This is a genomic window from Campylobacter estrildidarum (assembly GCF_005406205.1).
GTDB lineage: Bacteria > Campylobacterota > Campylobacteria > Campylobacterales > Campylobacteraceae > Campylobacter_D > Campylobacter_D estrildidarum.
In genome coordinates this window covers 21692-38970 of sequence record NZ_NXLZ01000014.1, presented here as the reverse complement: position 1 = coordinate 38970, position 17279 = coordinate 21692, and the positions used below count along the sequence as shown (strand labels likewise).

At 29.2% G+C, this 17279-nt stretch carries 14 protein-coding genes and 2 pseudogenes; 5 read left to right on the top strand and 11 right to left on the bottom strand.

Annotated features, from left to right (window positions below):
- The 7 genes and pseudogenes from CQA69_RS09435 to CQA69_RS07645 all read right to left on the bottom strand — a co-directional run.
- A pseudogene (locus CQA69_RS09435) lies at window positions 1–108 on the bottom strand (hypothetical protein); the annotation flags it as partial.
- Window positions 109–261: 153 nt separating this feature from the next.
- A pseudogene (locus CQA69_RS09430) lies at window positions 262–843 on the bottom strand (cache domain-containing protein); the annotation flags it as partial.
- Between the two features lie 277 nt (window positions 844–1120).
- Window positions 1121–2461, bottom strand: a complete 1341-nt coding sequence (gene purF / locus CQA69_RS07665; protein ID WP_137621195.1) for an amidophosphoribosyltransferase — start codon at window positions 2459–2461, stop codon at window positions 1121–1123.
- Window positions 2462–2463: 2 nt separating this feature from the next.
- Window positions 2464–3192 carry a 4-hydroxy-tetrahydrodipicolinate reductase gene (dapB, locus tag CQA69_RS07660; RefSeq protein ID WP_137621194.1) on the bottom strand — a complete coding sequence of 243 codons (729 nt, stop codon included), beginning with the start codon at window positions 3190–3192 and terminating at the stop codon, window positions 2464–2466.
- A 58-nt stretch (window positions 3193–3250) separates the two neighbouring features.
- Window positions 3251–4426 carry a replication-associated recombination protein A gene (locus CQA69_RS07655; protein ID WP_137621193.1) on the bottom strand — a complete coding sequence of 392 codons (1176 nt, stop codon included), beginning with the start codon at window positions 4424–4426 and terminating at the stop codon, window positions 3251–3253.
- Window positions 4426–5574: a hypothetical protein gene (locus CQA69_RS07650; protein WP_246023136.1), complete on the bottom strand. Its 1149-nt coding sequence runs from the start codon at window positions 5572–5574 to the stop codon at window positions 4426–4428. The genes CQA69_RS07655 and CQA69_RS07650 overlap by 1 nt, the downstream gene beginning before the upstream one ends.
- A gap of 111 nt (window positions 5575–5685) precedes the next feature.
- Window positions 5686–6030: a hypothetical protein gene (locus CQA69_RS07645; RefSeq protein ID WP_137621191.1), complete on the bottom strand. Its 345-nt coding sequence runs from the start codon at window positions 6028–6030 to the stop codon at window positions 5686–5688.
- Between the two features lie 255 nt (window positions 6031–6285).
- On the opposite strand from CQA69_RS07645, the gene CQA69_RS07640 reads away from it, so the two are divergent.
- The 5 genes from CQA69_RS07640 (at window position 6286) to CQA69_RS07620 (ending at window position 12712) form a co-directional block, all read left to right on the top strand.
- Window positions 6286–8277 (top strand): OPT family oligopeptide transporter, encoded by a 1992-nt coding sequence (locus tag CQA69_RS07640; RefSeq protein WP_137621197.1) that lies wholly within the window; start codon window positions 6286–6288, stop codon window positions 8275–8277.
- 13 nt (window positions 8278–8290) lie between these two features.
- Window positions 8291–9088 carry an undecaprenyl-diphosphate phosphatase gene (locus tag CQA69_RS07635; RefSeq protein ID WP_137621190.1) on the top strand — a complete coding sequence of 266 codons (798 nt, stop codon included), beginning with the start codon at window positions 8291–8293 and terminating at the stop codon, window positions 9086–9088.
- Between the two features lie 147 nt (window positions 9089–9235).
- The gene (gene thrS, locus CQA69_RS07630) at window positions 9236–11044 is read left to right on the top strand and encodes a threonine--tRNA ligase (protein ID WP_137621189.1); all 1809 of its coding nucleotides are present in this window, start codon (window positions 9236–9238) and stop codon (window positions 11042–11044) included.
- Window positions 11041–11559 (top strand): translation initiation factor IF-3, encoded by a 519-nt coding sequence (gene infC / locus CQA69_RS07625; protein ID WP_137621188.1) that lies wholly within the window; start codon window positions 11041–11043, stop codon window positions 11557–11559. The genes thrS and infC overlap by 4 nt, the downstream gene beginning before the upstream one ends.
- A gap of 64 nt (window positions 11560–11623) precedes the next feature.
- Window positions 11624–12712 (top strand): DNA adenine methylase, encoded by a 1089-nt coding sequence (locus CQA69_RS07620; protein ID WP_137621187.1) that lies wholly within the window; start codon window positions 11624–11626, stop codon window positions 12710–12712.
- An 11-nt stretch (window positions 12713–12723) separates the two neighbouring features.
- Here the strand turns inward: CQA69_RS07620 and CQA69_RS07615 are convergent, their stop codons facing one another.
- The 4 genes from CQA69_RS07615 to CQA69_RS07600 all read right to left on the bottom strand — a co-directional run bounded on the left by CQA69_RS07615 (window position 12724) and on the right by CQA69_RS07600 (window position 17278).
- The gene (locus tag CQA69_RS07615; protein WP_137621186.1) at window positions 12724–13353 is read right to left on the bottom strand and encodes a protein-L-isoaspartate(D-aspartate) O-methyltransferase; all 630 of its coding nucleotides are present in this window, start codon (window positions 13351–13353) and stop codon (window positions 12724–12726) included.
- A 137-nt stretch (window positions 13354–13490) separates the two neighbouring features.
- Complete coding sequence (locus CQA69_RS07610; RefSeq protein WP_137621185.1) at window positions 13491–14252, bottom strand: hypothetical protein; 762 nt, start codon at window positions 14250–14252, stop codon at window positions 13491–13493.
- Window positions 14253–14846: 594 nt separating this feature from the next.
- Window positions 14847–16241: a nicotinate phosphoribosyltransferase gene (locus tag CQA69_RS07605; protein WP_137621184.1), complete on the bottom strand. Its 1395-nt coding sequence runs from the start codon at window positions 16239–16241 to the stop codon at window positions 14847–14849.
- 14 nt (window positions 16242–16255) lie between these two features.
- Window positions 16256–17278: a ribonucleotide-diphosphate reductase subunit beta gene (locus tag CQA69_RS07600; protein WP_137621183.1), complete on the bottom strand. Its 1023-nt coding sequence runs from the start codon at window positions 17276–17278 to the stop codon at window positions 16256–16258.
- Window position 17279: the final 1 nt, after the last annotated feature.

The following is a 17279-nucleotide window of genomic DNA, read 5'->3' as shown; positions in this document are numbered from 1 at the left end:
ATTAGTTTTTATATTAATAGTAGAGACATTCTTTGTTTTATGATTGATGAAATCAAAGAATGAGTTAAGACCAGTTTGGATGGTGGTGAGTGGGGAGAGGCCTCTTGAGATTAGAATTCTGATTAGGATTAGGGCGATAATGGTAGAAATAATACCTAGACAAATCTGTTTTAAAAGAGTTATTTTAGCCGGTTCTGTATAAGCTTCATCTTGAGATATTGTACAAATTCTAAATTTTGGATTGATAGTTGCGCTACATAATACATCATATTTTTTCCCTTTATCATCATAAACTTGAAATAAGGCATTTGGATTTTTTGGATTAAGATAATACTGCGGATTAGAATTAATTACATTAGTAATATTAATACTTAATGAATTTTTTGTTAAAATTCTATCTGGAAATTCATGAAAATAGATATCTCCATCTGGACCATAAACTGCAGCATAAGAACTTGCAGATTTTCCTAAAGCTAAAACATCTTTAGAAAATTGTTCTAAAGCATAATCACCACCAACTGCTCCTACTTGTTTTCCATTTTTATATATAGGCATTGAATAAGTTAGTCCAGAAACTCCATCTGTAGCGGACTTATAAGGACCATAAACTATTGCTTTTGTTGCTCCTTTAGCTTCTTTGTACCATCCTGCATCTTTCAAATTAAAGGTTTTAGAATCAAATATTCTTCTGTCTGATAAAAGTACTCTTCCAGAATTTTCAAAACCTAAAAAAACAAGTCTAAAGCCAAAAGCTTCCTTAAAAGATTCTAGTAAAGCAAAAAATTGCTCGTCACCAGCTCCATTATCTAGTTTACTTTGAACTTCTTTAGCTAAAACTTCCATAGCATGTCGCCTACTTCCGCCATAACTAGCAAAAACTGTTCTAACATCTTCTACAGTTTTAAGCTGAATATCTTCTAGCAACTCACTAGTATTATTTTTTGAATCAAAATAATTGAATACACTTATAATTGTTAGTATAATTGTGATTAATATACCTACATATAAGGTCAGTTTTAAAGATACACTAAAAGACTTATCACTTTTCATAAAATTAAACCTTTTTGAAAATATTAAAAAACAAGATTCGTATTATATCAAAAAAAAATAAAAATAAAATTTAATTCTTTATAAAATAATCTCCATCAAAACTTATTAAAGAATATTGTCTCTCATTTCCAATACTTCCAACAAGCTCTTCTATACTTAAAAAAGTTAAAGAATCAGCTTCAACATGTTTTCTTACTTCTTCTATGTTTTTATTAGCACTAATTAATTCTTCAAAAGTTGGAGTATCTATCCCATAAATATCTGGAAATTTAATTTCTGGGCAAGCAACAGCTAGATGAATTTTCTTTGCTCCTGCGGCACGAAGTAAAGAAACTATTTTTTTAGAAGTGGTTCCACGAACTATACTATCATCAATCACTACAATTTCTTTACCCTCTAAAACTTTACGCATAGGGTTGAGTTTTAATTTGACTTTTAAATTTCTTAACTCTTGAGTAGGCTCTATAAAAGTTCTTCCTACATAATGGTTTCTCACTATGGCCATTTCAAGAGGAATTTTTAAATATTGAGCAAAACCTATAGCAGCACTCACTCCACTATCTGGAACAGGAACAACAAAATCAGCTTTGTAAGAAAATTTTCTAGCTAAAGATTCACCCATTTTTTTACGAATTTCATAGACACTTTTTCCTTCTACAATACTATCAGGTCTTGCAAAATAAACATACTCAAAGGCACAAATTCTAGGAGTTTTTGCCTCTAATTGTATGCTTTCAAATTGGTCATTTCCTTGGGTAAAAATAATTAATTCTCCAGGTTTTACATCGCGTATAAATTCTGCTTCTATGAGATCAAAAGCACAAGTTTCGCTTGCAACTATATATCCTCCATCTTTCAGTCTCCCTAAAGATAAAGGACGAACTCCGTAAGGATCTCTTGCTACATAAAGTTTATCTTTACTTGCTAAAACAAAACAATAAGCTCCGATACAATTATTTAAACTCTCGATAAATCTATCTTGCAAATTTTCTTTTTTGCTTCTTGCGATTAAATGGACAACATTTTCAGTATCCATATGAGTTTGAAAAATCGCTCCATCTTGGATTAATTGATTTCTAATTTCTTGTTTATTAACTAAATTTCCATTATGTGCTAAAGCAATATCACCTAAAACACAATTTGCGGCTATAGGTTGAGCATCATCTAAGCTAGAATTACCCGCTGTAGAATAGCGATTATGCCCTATAGCGATTTCTCCTTGGAGGGTTTGCAAATTATGAGGATTAAAAATTTGACTCACCTCTCCTTTAGCTTTAATGGTTTTGATATTTTTACCATTACTAACACTGATTCCACTTGCTTCTTGCCCTCGGTGTTGCATAGCAAATAATGCATAATATGCATAAGTGCTTGCATTTTTTGAATTGATAACTCCAACAACTGCACACATATTTAAATTCCTAAAAAATCATTGATTGAATATAATTTTGGATTTTGCTCTTTAAGCCAAATTGCGATTTTAATAGCGCCCTTAGCAAAAGTTGCTCTTGAAGTTGCAACGTGACTTAATTCCAAAAATTCTCCATCTTCATAAAACCCTACAGTATGACGACCCACTATATCACCACCCCTTAAACTCATAACCGCTATTTCATTTTTATCTCTTTCTCCGATGATACCATCTCTTGCACTAACTCTGACTTTTTCAAGATCTAAATTTCTAGCTTTTGCCGCGTTTTGAGCTAAAGTCATAGCTGTTCCACTTGGCGCATCCTTTTTATGACGATGATGCATTTCTACAATTTCAATATCAAAATTTTCAAGCATAGCACTTGCTTTGCCTACAAGATGATTTAAAACAGCAACACCTAAAGACATATTAGTCGCGTAAAATATAGGCATCGTTTTACTTAAATCATACATTAAATCCATTATTTTTACATCAAGCCCTGTTGTTCCTATCACTAAAGGCTTAGAATTTGTTTTTGCAAAATTTAAAATTTCATAAGTGCCTTTTGGTGAAGAAAAATCAATAATCACTTCACTTTTCTTAAAAAGTTCACTTATATCATCGCCCTTATCATAAAGCATAGCTACTTTTGCATTATTTTCATCCACTAAGCATTCTTGAATTTGTTTTCCCATGCGACCTTTGGCGCCGTAAATTCCTATATTAACCATTTTGATTGCCTTTAAATAAAATTTTATTTTATCATTAATTCTATAAATTTCTACATAATTACTTATTTTTTAATAGATTCAAATTTCGCAATAATCTAGCTTCATCCCCTATGCCTTTACTTTCATAAAATTTTAAATTTTGACTCAAATATTTTTGCTCAACCCAACCTCCAAAATCATGTGGATAAAGATAATTTTTCCTCTCTACATGATTATTATTAAGATAATTTGGGATATCTAAAGCTTCATTATTTTTAACAAAATCCAAAGCCTTATTAATAGCCTTATAACTTGAATTTGATTTTAAAGCACTCGCTAAATAAACCACGCACTGGCTTAAAATAATGCGTGCTTCAGGATATCCTATATTTTTCACTGCTATAAGCGTAGAAACAGCTAGATTAAGTGCGTTTGGATCCGCATTTCCTATATCTTCACTTGCAAAAATAATTAAACGCCTAGCTATAAAATCGGCACTCTCTCCAGCATCGATCAATCTTGCAAGATAATAAAGTGCTGCATCTACATCACTTCCACGTAAGCTTTTAATCATAGCGCTAGCTAAAATATAATGCGTATCTTTTTGACTTACGCCTTCGCTATTGACACCATTTCTAAGTTTTTTTAGATTACTCAAATTAACGTTTTTAGGATCTAAAACAAGTGCAAATTCAAGTAAATTAAGCATAGCTCTTGCATCGGCACTTTTAACTAAAAAGCCCTTAGCCTCATCATCAATATCAAAACCGAGTTTTTCTTGAACTTTTTTTAGCAAAATTTCTAAATCTTCTGCCTTTAGTGTTTGAAATTCAAAAAGCATTGATCGACTTCTAATACCAGAACAAAGAACAAAATAAGGATTTTCAGTGCTTGCACCTATGACAATACAACGATAATTTTCCATAGGAATAAGTAACATTTCTTGTTGAGTTTTGCTAAGGCGGTGAATTTCATCAATAAAAATTAAAGGTTTATAAAGGCTATTTTTATACAGATCGAGCACTTTTCTAAGCTCTTCAAGCTTAAAATTTCCTCCATCAAATTCATAAAAATCTAGACCAAAATCTTTTGCTACAGCCCTTGCAAAAGTTGTTTTTCCACATCCTGCTACGCCAAAAAATAAACTATGAGGTAATTTTTGCATAGCAATAAATTTTTTAAACACATCAACAAGATCTTTTTGACCTATAATTTCATCTAATTTTTTAGGACGAAATTCTAACGCTAAACTCATTAATTTAAATCTATATGGGAAAATTGATTGCCATTGATTTTAAGTTGGGGAGTTGCATTACTATCATAATTAAAATTCATAATAAATTTATCTTCATTTTTTGTAAAATATTGATTTAAACCTCCAAAAAATTTTCCCCAAGAAAATATTTTATCTGGCTCTTCTGTGCTAAAAATTTGAATTAAAGCTTTATTGTTTTTTTCTGAAACAAAAGCACTCCCATTAATATCAATATTCTGTTTATTTTTATAAACAATTAAATCTATGATTTTTAAATTTAAACCCTCTTTCATAAGAGAATCAATATCGAATTTATTGTAAGAGTTTTTAGTTATTTCATCCCAAATTATATCAAACTCTATTTTATCAAAATCTATATTTTGATAAAGCTTTGAATTTGTATCAAGGGTGATATTATGTGCCTTACCTTGAAAATGAATTTTTAATTTATTTTTATCGTTAAAATGGAATGTATTTTTGTTGTAAAAAGAATCTATTTTATTATTATTTAATGCAAACGAATTAAAACTTATTTCTTCAAGCCCTTCTTTGAGATGCATTAGACTTGATAATAGTATCGGATAATCAAAATTTTGCTTATAAATAAAATTTTGCATAGAAAATTTTGTGTAAAATTGTGCAAGTTCTATTTTATCTATATTTAAGAGAATATTTTTGGCTTTTAAATCTCGATCCATTAAAATTTCAATAGAAGCATTTTTCAATAAAGTATCTCCACCTTCATTACTTAAATTAATGTCTTGAAATTGGATTGATAGATTAAAATCATTTTGTTCTGGTTTAATTGAAAATTGAGCCAATTGCTGGTTTTTTAAACCTTCATCTAAAAATTTAAAAGGATTGCTTAAAGTTCCTTGGACAACGTAGTTTGAAAAATAATTATTATTAAAAACAAAATGAAACTTAAATGAAAGTCCTAAGTTTCTTTTATCTTCAATTATAAAGCTTGCTTGTGAGTGTAAAAAACCTTTATTGAAAATCGGATTTAAAATTTTATAATCTGGATTTTGATTTTCAACAAAATTGTTAAAAATTTTTTCATTTGAATATCCCGTATATAAAACTTGTACAATAAAACAAAATATGATAAAAAAAGGAATTAAAAATAATTTTTTCAATAATATCACCCTTGATAAAATTTAATATTATTTTACAAAATCCCTTGTTAAAAAAAGTTTAGAGCAAATAAGGAAGTTTTAAAAATATTTTGTTTGCAAAAAGCAAACAAAATAAATTACTTAATAAGCTTTTTTATAGCATTGAATTTCTATTTTTCTAGCTACTGGAATAACTTGAGTATTTGGCGTAATCGGCATTCCATAAAAAATTTTACTCTCTAGAAAGTCTCCTACTTTTAAATCCCTAAAAGTTCCTTCTTTATCTGTGCCAAAAATCCCACAATCATCCATTTCAATTTCAGTATTTGGTAAAACTTTAATCGCCATTCGTCCACCATAAATAGAGTCTATAAGTAAGGTTTTATTGTTATCATAAATTTGTGCAATAGTACCTTCAAGTTTAACGCTATCCGCCATAAGTGTTGAGCCGACTATACAAGCTGCCAAAAACAATATTTTTTTCATAAATTTTTCTCCTTTGTTTTAAAAATTTCCCAGAATGATAAAAAATTAAAGTGAAGTAAATGTGAAATTAAAAATTTTGGCTTTTATATTAAAACTCAACAATAATTTTTATTACGACGACCTTAATAATTAAGAATTTATAAAAATATAAGTGTTTTTTTGTATTATTTTGTTTTGCTTTTAGAAAATTATAAATTAAAACTCGCAAAAATATTTTTTAAGTTAAAATCAATTTTAAATTCTAAACATGGAGAAATAATGTATAAAAAACATAATTTACCTGAACTTACTTTTAGAGGACTTTTACTAGGAAGTATTTTAACAATTATTTTTACAGCTTCAAATGTATATTTAGGACTTAAAGTAGGTCTTACCTTTTCATCTTCTATACCTGCTGTTGTTATTTCTATGGCTGTATTAAGTTTTTTTAAAACTTCAAATATTTTAGAAAACAATATGGTTCAAACTCAAGCTTCTGCAGCTGGAACTCTTTCTGCTGTCATTTTTGTCATACCAGGACTTTTCATGTGTGGATACTGGAGTGAATTTCCTCTTTGGCAAACCTTTATGATTTGTTTATGTGGTGGAGGTTTAGGTGTGCTTTTTACTATACCCTTAAGAAAAGCTATGATAGTTGAAAGTAAGCTTATCTATCCTGAAGGTAGAGCAGCAGCTGAAATTTTGAAAATAGCAAATAGGGATCAAGAAGCAAAAAAAGGCAAACAAGGGGTTAAAGAAATTGCTTTAGGTGGAATTGTAGCAGCAATTTTCAGTTTATTTAGTAGCGGATTTAAGCTTATGGCAAGTGGGAGTAGTTTTGCTTTTATATGGCATAAAATGGCTTTTGGAATTTCTATGGGATATTCTTTAGCACTTTTAGGTGCTGGGTATCTTGTGGGTTTAGCAGGTTCTATAGCACTTTTAGCGGGAATGCTTTTAGCTTGGGGCTTTTTTACTCCTTATCTTTCTAGTTTTGAATTTGATGGAATAAAAAATGCAGCAGAACTTTCTTCTAAAGTTTGGAGTGATAAGGTTAGACTTATAGGAACTGGAACTATTGCTATAGCCGCACTTTGGACTTTAATAGAACTTTTAAAACCAGTATTTGAAGGTATTAAAGAAATTGTTAAAAACATAAAAAATCCACATATTAAAAATAACGATGCAAAAAATACAGATTTATCGCTAAAAATTATTTTTATACTTTTTTTATTGATGGTTATTGGTCTTTTTGTAACTTTTTATAGTTTTGTAGCGGATGCAAAATTAAATATGTTTTATCATTTACTTTTCGCAATAGCAGGAACTTTAATTGCTGTTTTAATTGGATTTTTTGTAGCGGCAGCTTGTGGATATATGGCTGGACTTGTAGGTTCATCATCAAGTCCAATTTCAGGCATAGGATTAATTGGAATTATTGCTTCTTCGATTATATTCTTACTTTTAGGATCTGAACTTTTTAAAGATCCTATGCTTTCAAATTTTGCCATTGCTTTAGCGATTTTTACTACAAGTGTAATTTTAGCCACTGCAGCAATTTCTAATGATAATTTGCAAGATTTAAAAACGGGATATTTAGTAGGCGCAACTCCTTGGAAACAGCAGGTTGCTTTACTTGTAGGTTGTATCTTTGGTGCTATAGCTATAGTTCCTGTTTTAAATTTACTTTATCAAGCTTATGGTTTTGTCGGAGCAATGCCAAGGGCTAATATGGATACATCTTTGGCTTTAAATGCCCCGCAAGCTAATTTAATGAGTACTATTGCCAAAGGAATATTTAATCAAAACATAGAGTGGAATTATATCATTTTTGGAATAGGAGTAGGTATAGTAATTATAATAATAGATAAAATTCTAAAAAAAATGGGCAATATGTCTTTACCGCCTTTAGCTGTAGGTATTGGTATTTATTTACCTCCTGAAATTAATACTCCTCTGGTTATTGGGGGAATTTTGAAATATTGCGTTATGAAATATCTAGAAAAAAAATATGAAAAAAATTCCAAAAAAGAGGAAAAAATAGCCTTATGTAAGCAAAATGGTATTTTATTTGCCTCGGGATTGATTGTTGGAGAAAGTATATTTGGAGTTATTATTGCCGCAATCACTGTTTTTTCTGTGAGTATGGGTGGAGATGAAAATATCTTAGCTTTAAATTCGCAATATTTTCACGATAGCGAATTATTTGCTTTTATATTTTTTGTAGCTGTTGTGTTATATTTTATTAAAAGAATAGTTAAAAAATAAATTGGGTGATTTTATGGAAAATTTTTATGCTTTAATACTAGGGATTATTGAGGGTTTGACTGAATTTTTACCCGTTTCTTCAACCGGTCATATGATTTTAGGTGGAACGATTTTAGGGCTTGAAATGAATGACTTTTGGAGAAGTTTTTTAATTATCATACAGCTTGGATCCATTTTAGCTGTTATTTTTGTTTTTTGGCAACGATTGATTCAAGGTTTTGATATTTGGTTTAAACTCGCGGTTGGTTTTTTCCCTACAGGATTAATTGGTCTTTTTGTTGAAAAATATTTAAAAGAATTATTCAATGGCTATATAGTTGTTACTATGCTTATTATTGGGGGTATAATATTTATTATTATAGAAAAACAACATAAAAATAAGAGTTACAAAATCACTTCACTTGATAAAATAAGTTTTGCAAAAGCCTTTTGTATAGGGATTATTCAATCTTTAGCTATGATACCAGGCACTTCAAGAAGTGGGGCAAGTATTATTGGTGGATTATTGCTAGGATTAGATCGTAAAAGTGCAGCAGAATTTAGTTTTTTACTGGCTATTCCAACTATGATTATAGCAACTTTATATAAAATTTATAAAAAGCCTAATTTGCTTAGCGATGCTCATTCGTTAATTCCTTTATCGATAGGTTTTGTTACTGCTTTTGTGGTTGCTGTTTTTGTAATAAAGTTTTTCTTAAAATTTATTACAAAATTTGACTTTATTCCTTTTGGGATTTACAGGATTGTTTTAGGAATTTTATTTTTCTATTTGTATTATAGTGGAATTTTAAATTCTGGGAATGAATTTTAAATCAATAATTTTCTTTAAAAATATTATTTTTAAAAATTTATTCTAAAGAAAAACTGAATTTAAAAAAAATTAAGGCATACAAAGATAAAATTGTGCTTTAATATTAAAACTCACGGAGTTAGTGAGCTTAAAAAGGCAAAATTATTTATGGAAAAAGAAGTTATCGCGTTTTTAGACAATGAAAAAATTATTGATTCTCAAAGCATTAAGTCAGAAAATTTAGAAAAAATTTATTTTGATAATTCTAAACAAAGTTTAGAAGTAATACGTCATTCTTGTGCTCATTTGATGGCGCAAGCAATTAAAAGCTTATATCCGGAAGCTAAATTTTTTGTTGGTCCTGTTATAGAAGATGGTTTTTATTATGATTTTCGCGTAGAAAGCAAGATTGGTGAAGAAGATTTAGCAAAAATTGAAAAAAAAATGAAAGAGCTTACTGAGGCAAAAATTGAAATTGAAAAATATGAAATAAGTAAAAATGAAGCTTTGCAAAAATTCAAAAATGACGACTTAAAGCAAGAAGTATTGCTCCGAATCCCCGATGGGCAAGTTAGCATTTATAAACAAGGTGAATTTGAAGATTTGTGCCGCGGTCCTCACGTGCCTAATACAAAATTTTTGCGTTTTTTTAAACTCACTCGTGTAGCTGGAGCTTATTTGGGTGGTGATGAAAAAAGAGAAATGCTTACACGAATTTATGGAACAGCTTTTGCAGACAAAGAAAGTTTAAAAGAGTATTTAACGATTATAGAAGAAGCTAAAAAACGAGATCATAGAAAATTAGGAACTGAACTTAAGCTTTTTACTTTTGATGATGAAATAGGCGGAGGACTTCCTATTTGGCTTAGCAATGGTGCAAGACTTAGAAGTAAGCTTGAACATATGCTCTATAAAATTCATCGTTTGCGTGGTTATGAACCTGTGAGAGGTCCAGAGCTTTTAAAGGCAGATGCGTGGAAGATTAGTGGGCATTATGTAAATTATAAAGAAAATATGTATTTTACTCAAATTGATGAGCAAGAATATGGCATAAAACCTATGAATTGTGTTGGGCATATTAAGATTTATCAAAGCGATGTAAGAAGTTATCGAGATTTACCTTTGAAATTTTTTGAATATGGAGTTGTACATAGACACGAAAAAAGTGGGGTTTTACACGGACTTTTTAGAGTAAGAGAATTTACTCAAGATGATGCACATATTTTTTGTATGCCAAGTCAAATTAAAGAACAAGTTTTAGAAATTTTAGCCTTTGTAGATAATTTGATGAGATTATTTGATTTTAGTTATGAAATGGAAATTTCAACAAAACCTGAAAAGGCTATTGGTGATGATGAGATTTGGGATATGGCCACTAAAGCTTTAAAAGAAGCTTTGGATGAACAAGGTTTAAAATATGGTATTGATGAAGGTGGTGGAGCTTTTTATGGGCCAAAAATCGATATCAAAATTACTGATGCTTTAAAGCGAAAATGGCAATGTGGAACCATACAAGTGGATTTTAATTTGCCAAATCGCTTTAAGCTTGAATATACCGATAGTGATAATGAAAAAAAACAACCTGTGATGCTTCATCGCGCTATTTTAGGTTCTTTTGAAAGATTTATAGGAATTTTAACTGAACATTGTGCTGGAGAATTTCCATTTTTTATTGCCCCAACTGCTGTTGGAATAATACCGATTTCTGACTCTCATCTTGTATATGCTAAAGAAATACAAACTATGCTTTTAAAATGGGATATTGACAGCGAGGTATATGAAAAAAATGAAAGTTTAAGTAAAAAAATTCGAACAGCAGAAAAACAAAGATTGCCTATGATTTTAGTTATAGGTGATGACGAAGTAGCAAAGCGTAGCGTTGCGCTTAGAGATAGAAGAGCTAAGGAGCAAAAAAATCTTAGTTTGGATGAATTTATAAATTTAGTTAAGGAGAAAATGAGTGAGGTACATTTTTGAGTAAAGAAAAAGAAGTGTTGCTTAATGAAGATATACAAGCGGGTGAAATTAGATGTATAGGTGATGATGGCAAGGTTTATGGCATTATTAGTAGTGAAGAGGGTTTGGAGATAGCCAATAGACTAGGTCTTGATCTTGTTATGATAGCTCCAGATGCTAAACCACCTGTATGCAAGATTATGGATTATGGCAAATTCCGTTATCAGCAAGAAAAAAAACAAAAAGAAGCAAAGAAAAAACAAAAAGTTATTGACGTAAAAGAAATTAAACTTTCTATTAAAATCGCTCAAAATGATATCAATTATAAAGTCAAACATGCACTTGAATTTTTATCTCAAGGTAAACATGTTAGGTTTCGTGTATTTTTAAAAGGTCGTGAAATGGCTACCCCTGAAGCTGGAATAGTCTTGCTCGAAAAAATTTGGACTATGATAGAAAATGAAGCGAGCCGTGATAAAGAGCCTAATTTTGAAGGACGTTATGTAAATATGCTCGTAACACCTAAAAAAGTTTGATAGGAAAAAACACAAAAGACAGATTTTTGTTTATAAAATATTATTTTAAGATAGAAAGAATATTATGAAAGAAAATTCTGCCTTTTTAAAAGAACAAATTATAACCTATCTTGGCAATAAAAGAGCTTTATTAGATTTTTTAGAACAAGGTTTTAAATTTGCAAAAAAAGAACTCAAAAAGGATAAATTTAGCTTTTGCGATATCTTTAGCGGTTCTGGTATCGTAAGTCGTTTTGCTAAGGCTCATTCCAATTTTATACTCGCTAATGATTTAGAAGATTATTCTAAGATAATTAATATGTGTTATCTTAGCAATCAAAACAAAGATTTAAAAAATCATTTAATTTCTTTTCATAAAAAACTTTTATCAAATATCACATTTGAAAAAGGTTTCATAAGCAAATTATACGCTCCAAAAGATGAAAAACAAATTCAAAAAAATGATCGAGTTTTTTACACCATAGAAAACGCTATGTATTTAGATACTTTAAGAAAAAAAATTGAACAAGAAATTCCAAGTGAGCTTAAGCATTTTTTTATCGCACCACTTTTATATGAGGCAAGTGTGCATTCCAATACAAGCGGTGTTTTTAAAGGATTTTATAAAGATAAAAATGGAGTGGGTAAATTTGGTGGCGAAGGAGAAAATGCTTTAAAACGCATCAAAGGTAAAATTGATTTAAAACTTCCAATCTTTTCAAATTTTACCTGTCCTTTTTCTGTAGAGCAAAAAGATGCTAATGATTTAGCTCAAGAAATAGATCTTTTGGATGTAGTTTATCTTGATCCACCTTACAACCAACATCCTTATGGATCAAATTATTTTATGCTTAATTTGATTGCAAATTACCAAAAACCGGTTGAAATTTCTCAAGTCAGCGGAATTCCTAAAAATTGGAATCGCAGTGTTTATAACAATGCTAAATACGCTGAAGATGCTTTATTTGATCTTATTTGTAAGCTTAAAGCTAAAATCATTTTACTTTCTTATAATTGTGAAGGTTTTATCAAAAAAGAAAATTTTATAAAGCGTCTTGAAAAGCTAGGAAAATGCCATATTATAGAGCAAAAATACAATACTTTTAGAGGAAGTAGAAATTTAAAAAATCGTGCAATCTATGTTAAAGAACAACTTTATATTTTAGTAAAATAAAATTGATTATTTTATTCTTTTCCATCAATTATAGGCACAAAAAGACATTCTTCGAGAATTTCTTTTTGTAAATTTGTGCCGTTTTTGGTAATTCTTGTAATAAATTGTTTTCCATTGTGTAAGATTGGAGCTACTAAAATTCCTCCATCTACGAGTTGATCAAGCAAAATTTCTGGAATCTGCGTTGCATAAGCAGAAAATAAAATTCTATCATAAGGTGCATAATTTTTCCATCCATTTTGCCCATCATCAAAACGAACATTAATATTGCTAAATCCTAAAGTTCTAAAAGTTTGAGAAGCGCTTTTAGCTAGTTTTTCTATACGTTCTATAGTAAAAACTCTTCGAATAACACGACTTAAAATGGCAGCTTGATATCCACTGCCACATCCTACTTCTAAAACGCTATCGGCATCTTTGAAATTTAAAGCCATAGTCATTTTTGCAACAGTTAAAGGAGAGCTAATCCATTGAGAATTGGCTAAAGGTAGAGCGTCTAAACGATATGCGTGAGCTTTTAAAGGGGAAAAAATCTCACGTGGAACTTCACAAAAAGCATTAAAAAGTTCTTCATTGATAAAAACTTTTTGTGTAATTTCTTCAGCCATTGCCTTACAACGTTTTTGTTCAAATGCGTTCATTATCTCTCCTAAATAAAGGAAAATTGTAACGAATAAAGTTTTGAAATTTAATTAAATAATAAAAAATTTATTTCTTTTATTAAGCATTAAAATTTGTTGATTTAAAAATATTTTTAAGTGTTAAATATGGATTGATGTTATTTAAGTAAATCTTTTAAAAGCGTAGAATGATCTTTATTTTGTTGCATAAAAGCACTTTCTTCTTCTAACTTAAGCTTGTTAAAATCCTTGAGTTTTTCTAAATCCGCTTTAATATTGTTCCAAAGTATTTTTAAAAGTGTGGGATCGCTAGAATTGGTTGTACCCTTTTTATCCTTGTCTAGTTTTTTTACATTTTCTGCAGCTTTTGCATAATCAAGCTTTAAATTGTTTTTAAAATAAGTAGGAAAGAAGCTACTTGCTGTGCCATCATCTGAAACTTGAAATAATGATATATTGACGAAAGCATCAAGATTTTCTAAATCCTTAAAATCACTATTTTGTATTTTATTTAAAAAATCTTTTCTTTCTTCTGTGCTTAAGTTTTTTTCTGTAGTAAAGAGAAATTTATAATCTCTGTCAAAATCCTCAAAATTAAGTAAATCATATTTTTTATAGTCTAATTTGTTTTTTGGGATAAAATTGGCAGCGGAGCTTAAATTTTTACCATCTATAGTATGAATATCTGCTTGTATATAAAAAGTGTCACTTGAATCTATTTTTATATCGCTTATATATGCTCCCTTGCAATAAACATTTACATCTTCTAAAGGTTGTTTTAAAAATTCTATAATAAAACCTTGTTCTTTTTTGCTTAAAGAATTAAAATCTATCGTGTTTCCATTAAGATCTTTAATATTTTTTAGATATTTAGAAAGCTCATTTTTAACATAATCATCAGAATTATCACAAAAAAGCATTTCTAGTTCATCTTTTTTTAAATTCTTGTTCTCATCTTTAAGAAGTATTGTTTCGATTTCTTTATCTAAAATTTTTTTGCCAGTCCTTAGTGCTTTGTCCTAAGCCGCTTGTTGTAAGCTCTCCACGTTCATAGCAAAGTGCTTCATTTGTCAAGATAAAACCGCTATTCATTTAATAACCTTTAAATTGATCATACTCTTTGCCAAATAAGTATCTATTTTTAAGGCATTAGACAATATTCTATTATTTGTGTCATAAAGAAAAAATGCTTGATTATTAAATCTATCTTTAGCTCCTAAAATAACTACACCAATTTCCCTATAGTCTCATTCGTTTCTTACAAAATCATCCTAAGTTTGATTATATTTGCCAAAAGTTAAAAAAGCATCACTTAAAAGCCAAAATAAAACCTTGTTAAGTAAGCTATAATCTATTAAAAATTCTAATTATAAACGATTATAACATTAAAAAATTAATTCGATATTAAAGAAAGAAAAATCATTTTTTAAATTAATTAAAAAATGACTGATTTGCTAATCAGCCTTACCAATGTGAGAAAAATGAGTGAGTAGATCGGATAAAACTTACTGCTATCATTTTAATGTGTTTTTGTAAATTTGCAAACATTTTTTTGTTAAATTTTTTAAGTTTTTAGAAAGTTTGATTTTGTATTTTTCTTTATTTTCTAATAATTTTTCATCTAATTTTGAAATTTGATTTTTGGTATATAAGGCAATTTTTTTAACGCTGTCTTGTTTATTAATAATCCTACCTTCTTTGAAAACACATTTTAAAAGCTCTTGTCTTTCTAAATTTTCATCAAGTTTTGTTAATTTTTCATCATAAGTATAAAGTTCATCAAAAAGCATTTTTTGGCTTTTTTTATCATAAATTCTAAAAAGTTTTTTAAAATGAGGTATGGTTGTCTTGTGTTTATCTTCACTGATTTTAATTTTAGGCTCAATGATATGATTTTCCTCTATAGCCACAAGTTTATAAACACAACCAAAAATCGGATCGCTAAAAGCGGTGATTAATTTTTCACCAACTCCAAAAGCATCGATATTGGCTTTATTTTTAAGAAGTTTTTCTATACTTTTTTCGTCTAAAGAATTTGAAACGATAATTTTGCATTCTAATAAATCGTTTTTATCTAAAATAGTGCGAATTTCTTTGCTTAATTTTTCTAAATCTCCAGAATCAATACGCACTCCGCATTGTTTGATTTTAAATTTTTTAAACGCTCTTATAGCATTGCTTAAACCCTGTTTGTAATCATAAGTATCGATAAGCAAAATAGGATTTTTAGGATAAAGTTGCAAATAATGACAAAAAGCTTTAAATTCATCATCAAACATCTGCACCCAAGAATGTGCCATAGTGCCACCGATCTTGATCCCGTATTTTTTTCCAGCAAAAGTACAAGAACTAGCGATACACCCACCTATAATAGCGGCTCTAGCTCCTTTAATAGCAGCGTCATTTCCATGTGCTCTACGAGATCCAAATTCAAAAACAGGACGATTTTTAGCTGCTCTTACGATACGATTTGCTTTTGTAGCTATCAAGCTTTGATGATTGATATTTAATAATAAAAAAGTTTCTAATAATTGTGCTTCTATGGCATTTGCTTTAATAACCATCAAAGGTTCATTAGGAAAAATAATTTCTCCTTCTTGTATAGCATAAATTTCGCCATTAAATTTAAAATGTTCTAAATATTTCAAAAAATCTTCACAAAATATATTTTGCGAACGTAGATAAGCTATATCTTCTTGACTAAAATGTAAATTAGCAACAAAATCTAATATTTCATTTAAACCAGCAAATATAGCAAATGATCCCTTATCTGGAATTTTTCTAAAAAATATATCAAAATAACAAGTTTTATTTTCAAAACCATTCAAAAAATAACCTTGCATCATTGTAAGTTCATAAAAATCACAAAGCAAGGTTAAGCTGGATTTTTTTTTAGAAAAATTCTCCATAAAATGCCTAATTTTTAAAAATCATCAAAACTAATACTGCCTTTTGAGTAGTTTGTCACCTTACTTTCAAAAAAATTACTTTTTTGATCATTAAATTTAGAAAAATCATCAACCCATTTAATAGGGTGTTTAGCATTATAAATTTTTTCAAGATTGATAGCGACTAGTCTTTGATCTACTAAATAATGAATATATTCTTCTATAATATCATCTGTAAAACCCATAATTTGATTTTGAGTGATATATTTACCCCACTTGATCTCTAACTCCCCAGCTCTTTTAAACATTTCATAAATTTTGTTAATATTAGCCTCGTTAAAAAGATCAGGTCTTTCTTTACGTGTTGAATTGATCATATTTTGAAATAAAAGCAAGTGAGTGATTTCATCTCTTTGTATAAAGCGAATCATTTGAGCTGAACCCAACATTTTCCCAGCACGAGCAAGAGCATAAATCGCAGTAAAACCACTATAAAAATAAATTCCTTCTAAAATTTGATTTGCCACCATAGCAAGCAATAATTTATTATCATCTACATCACCGGCTAATTCTTCATAAATATTAGAAATAAAATCATTTTTTTCTCTTAAAGTTGCATCGTGTTTTTCCATTTCATAGATCAAATCTGTATTATCGCAAATCGCTTCAACCATAACTGCATAAGATTTTGAGTGATTAGCTTCTTCATAGGCTTGTCTTGCTAAAACAGCGTTGATTTCAGGTGCAGTTATATAAGGGTTTATATTATCAGCTAGATTATTGGTTTGAAAGCTATCCATAGAAATAAGCTGCGACCAAACCAAATCATACATTCTCTTTTCACCAGAAGTTAAATTACAGCGATAATCAAGAGCGTCTTTGGTGGTATCAACCTCTTTTGGAAACCAAGTATTTGCCTCCATCAAATCCCAAAGTTTTAAAGCCCAAGCATATTTTGCCTTTGTAAAATTAAGAATTCCGTGCGGATTACCATCAAAAACTTTTCTATCATTTAAAGTTTCATTTGAATTTGGATTATAAATTCTTTTTCTTTGCATT

Excerpts from the sequence above, each read along its gene's own strand:
- purF (WP_137621195.1), bottom strand. The coding sequence starts at position 2,461 with ATGTGTGCAGTTGTTGGAGTTATCAATTCAAAAAATGCAAGCACTTAT.
- dapB (WP_137621194.1), bottom strand. The coding sequence starts at position 3,192 with ATGGTTAATATAGGAATTTACGGCGCCAAAGGTCGCATGGGAAAACAA.
- CQA69_RS07655 (WP_137621193.1), bottom strand. The coding sequence starts at position 4,426 with ATGAGTTTAGCGTTAGAATTTCGTCCTAAAAAATTAGATGAAATTATA.
- CQA69_RS07645 (WP_137621191.1), bottom strand. The coding sequence starts at position 6,030 with ATGAAAAAAATATTGTTTTTGGCAGCTTGTATAGTCGGCTCAACACTT.
- CQA69_RS07635 (WP_137621190.1), top strand. The coding sequence starts at position 8,291 with ATGGAAAATTTTTATGCTTTAATACTAGGGATTATTGAGGGTTTGACT.
- thrS (WP_137621189.1), top strand. The coding sequence starts at position 9,236 with ATGGAAAAAGAAGTTATCGCGTTTTTAGACAATGAAAAAATTATTGAT.
- CQA69_RS07620 (WP_137621187.1), top strand. The coding sequence starts at position 11,624 with ATGAAAGAAAATTCTGCCTTTTTAAAAGAACAAATTATAACCTATCTT.
- CQA69_RS07615 (WP_137621186.1), bottom strand. The coding sequence starts at position 13,353 with ATGAACGCATTTGAACAAAAACGTTGTAAGGCAATGGCTGAAGAAATT.
- CQA69_RS07610 (WP_137621185.1), bottom strand. The coding sequence starts at position 14,252 with ATGCTTTTTTGTGATAATTCTGATGATTATGTTAAAAATGAGCTTTCT.
- CQA69_RS07605 (WP_137621184.1), bottom strand. The coding sequence starts at position 16,241 with ATGGAGAATTTTTCTAAAAAAAAATCCAGCTTAACCTTGCTTTGTGAT.
- CQA69_RS07600 (WP_137621183.1), bottom strand. The coding sequence starts at position 17,278 with ATGCAAAGAAAAAGAATTTATAATCCAAATTCAAATGAAACTTTAAAT.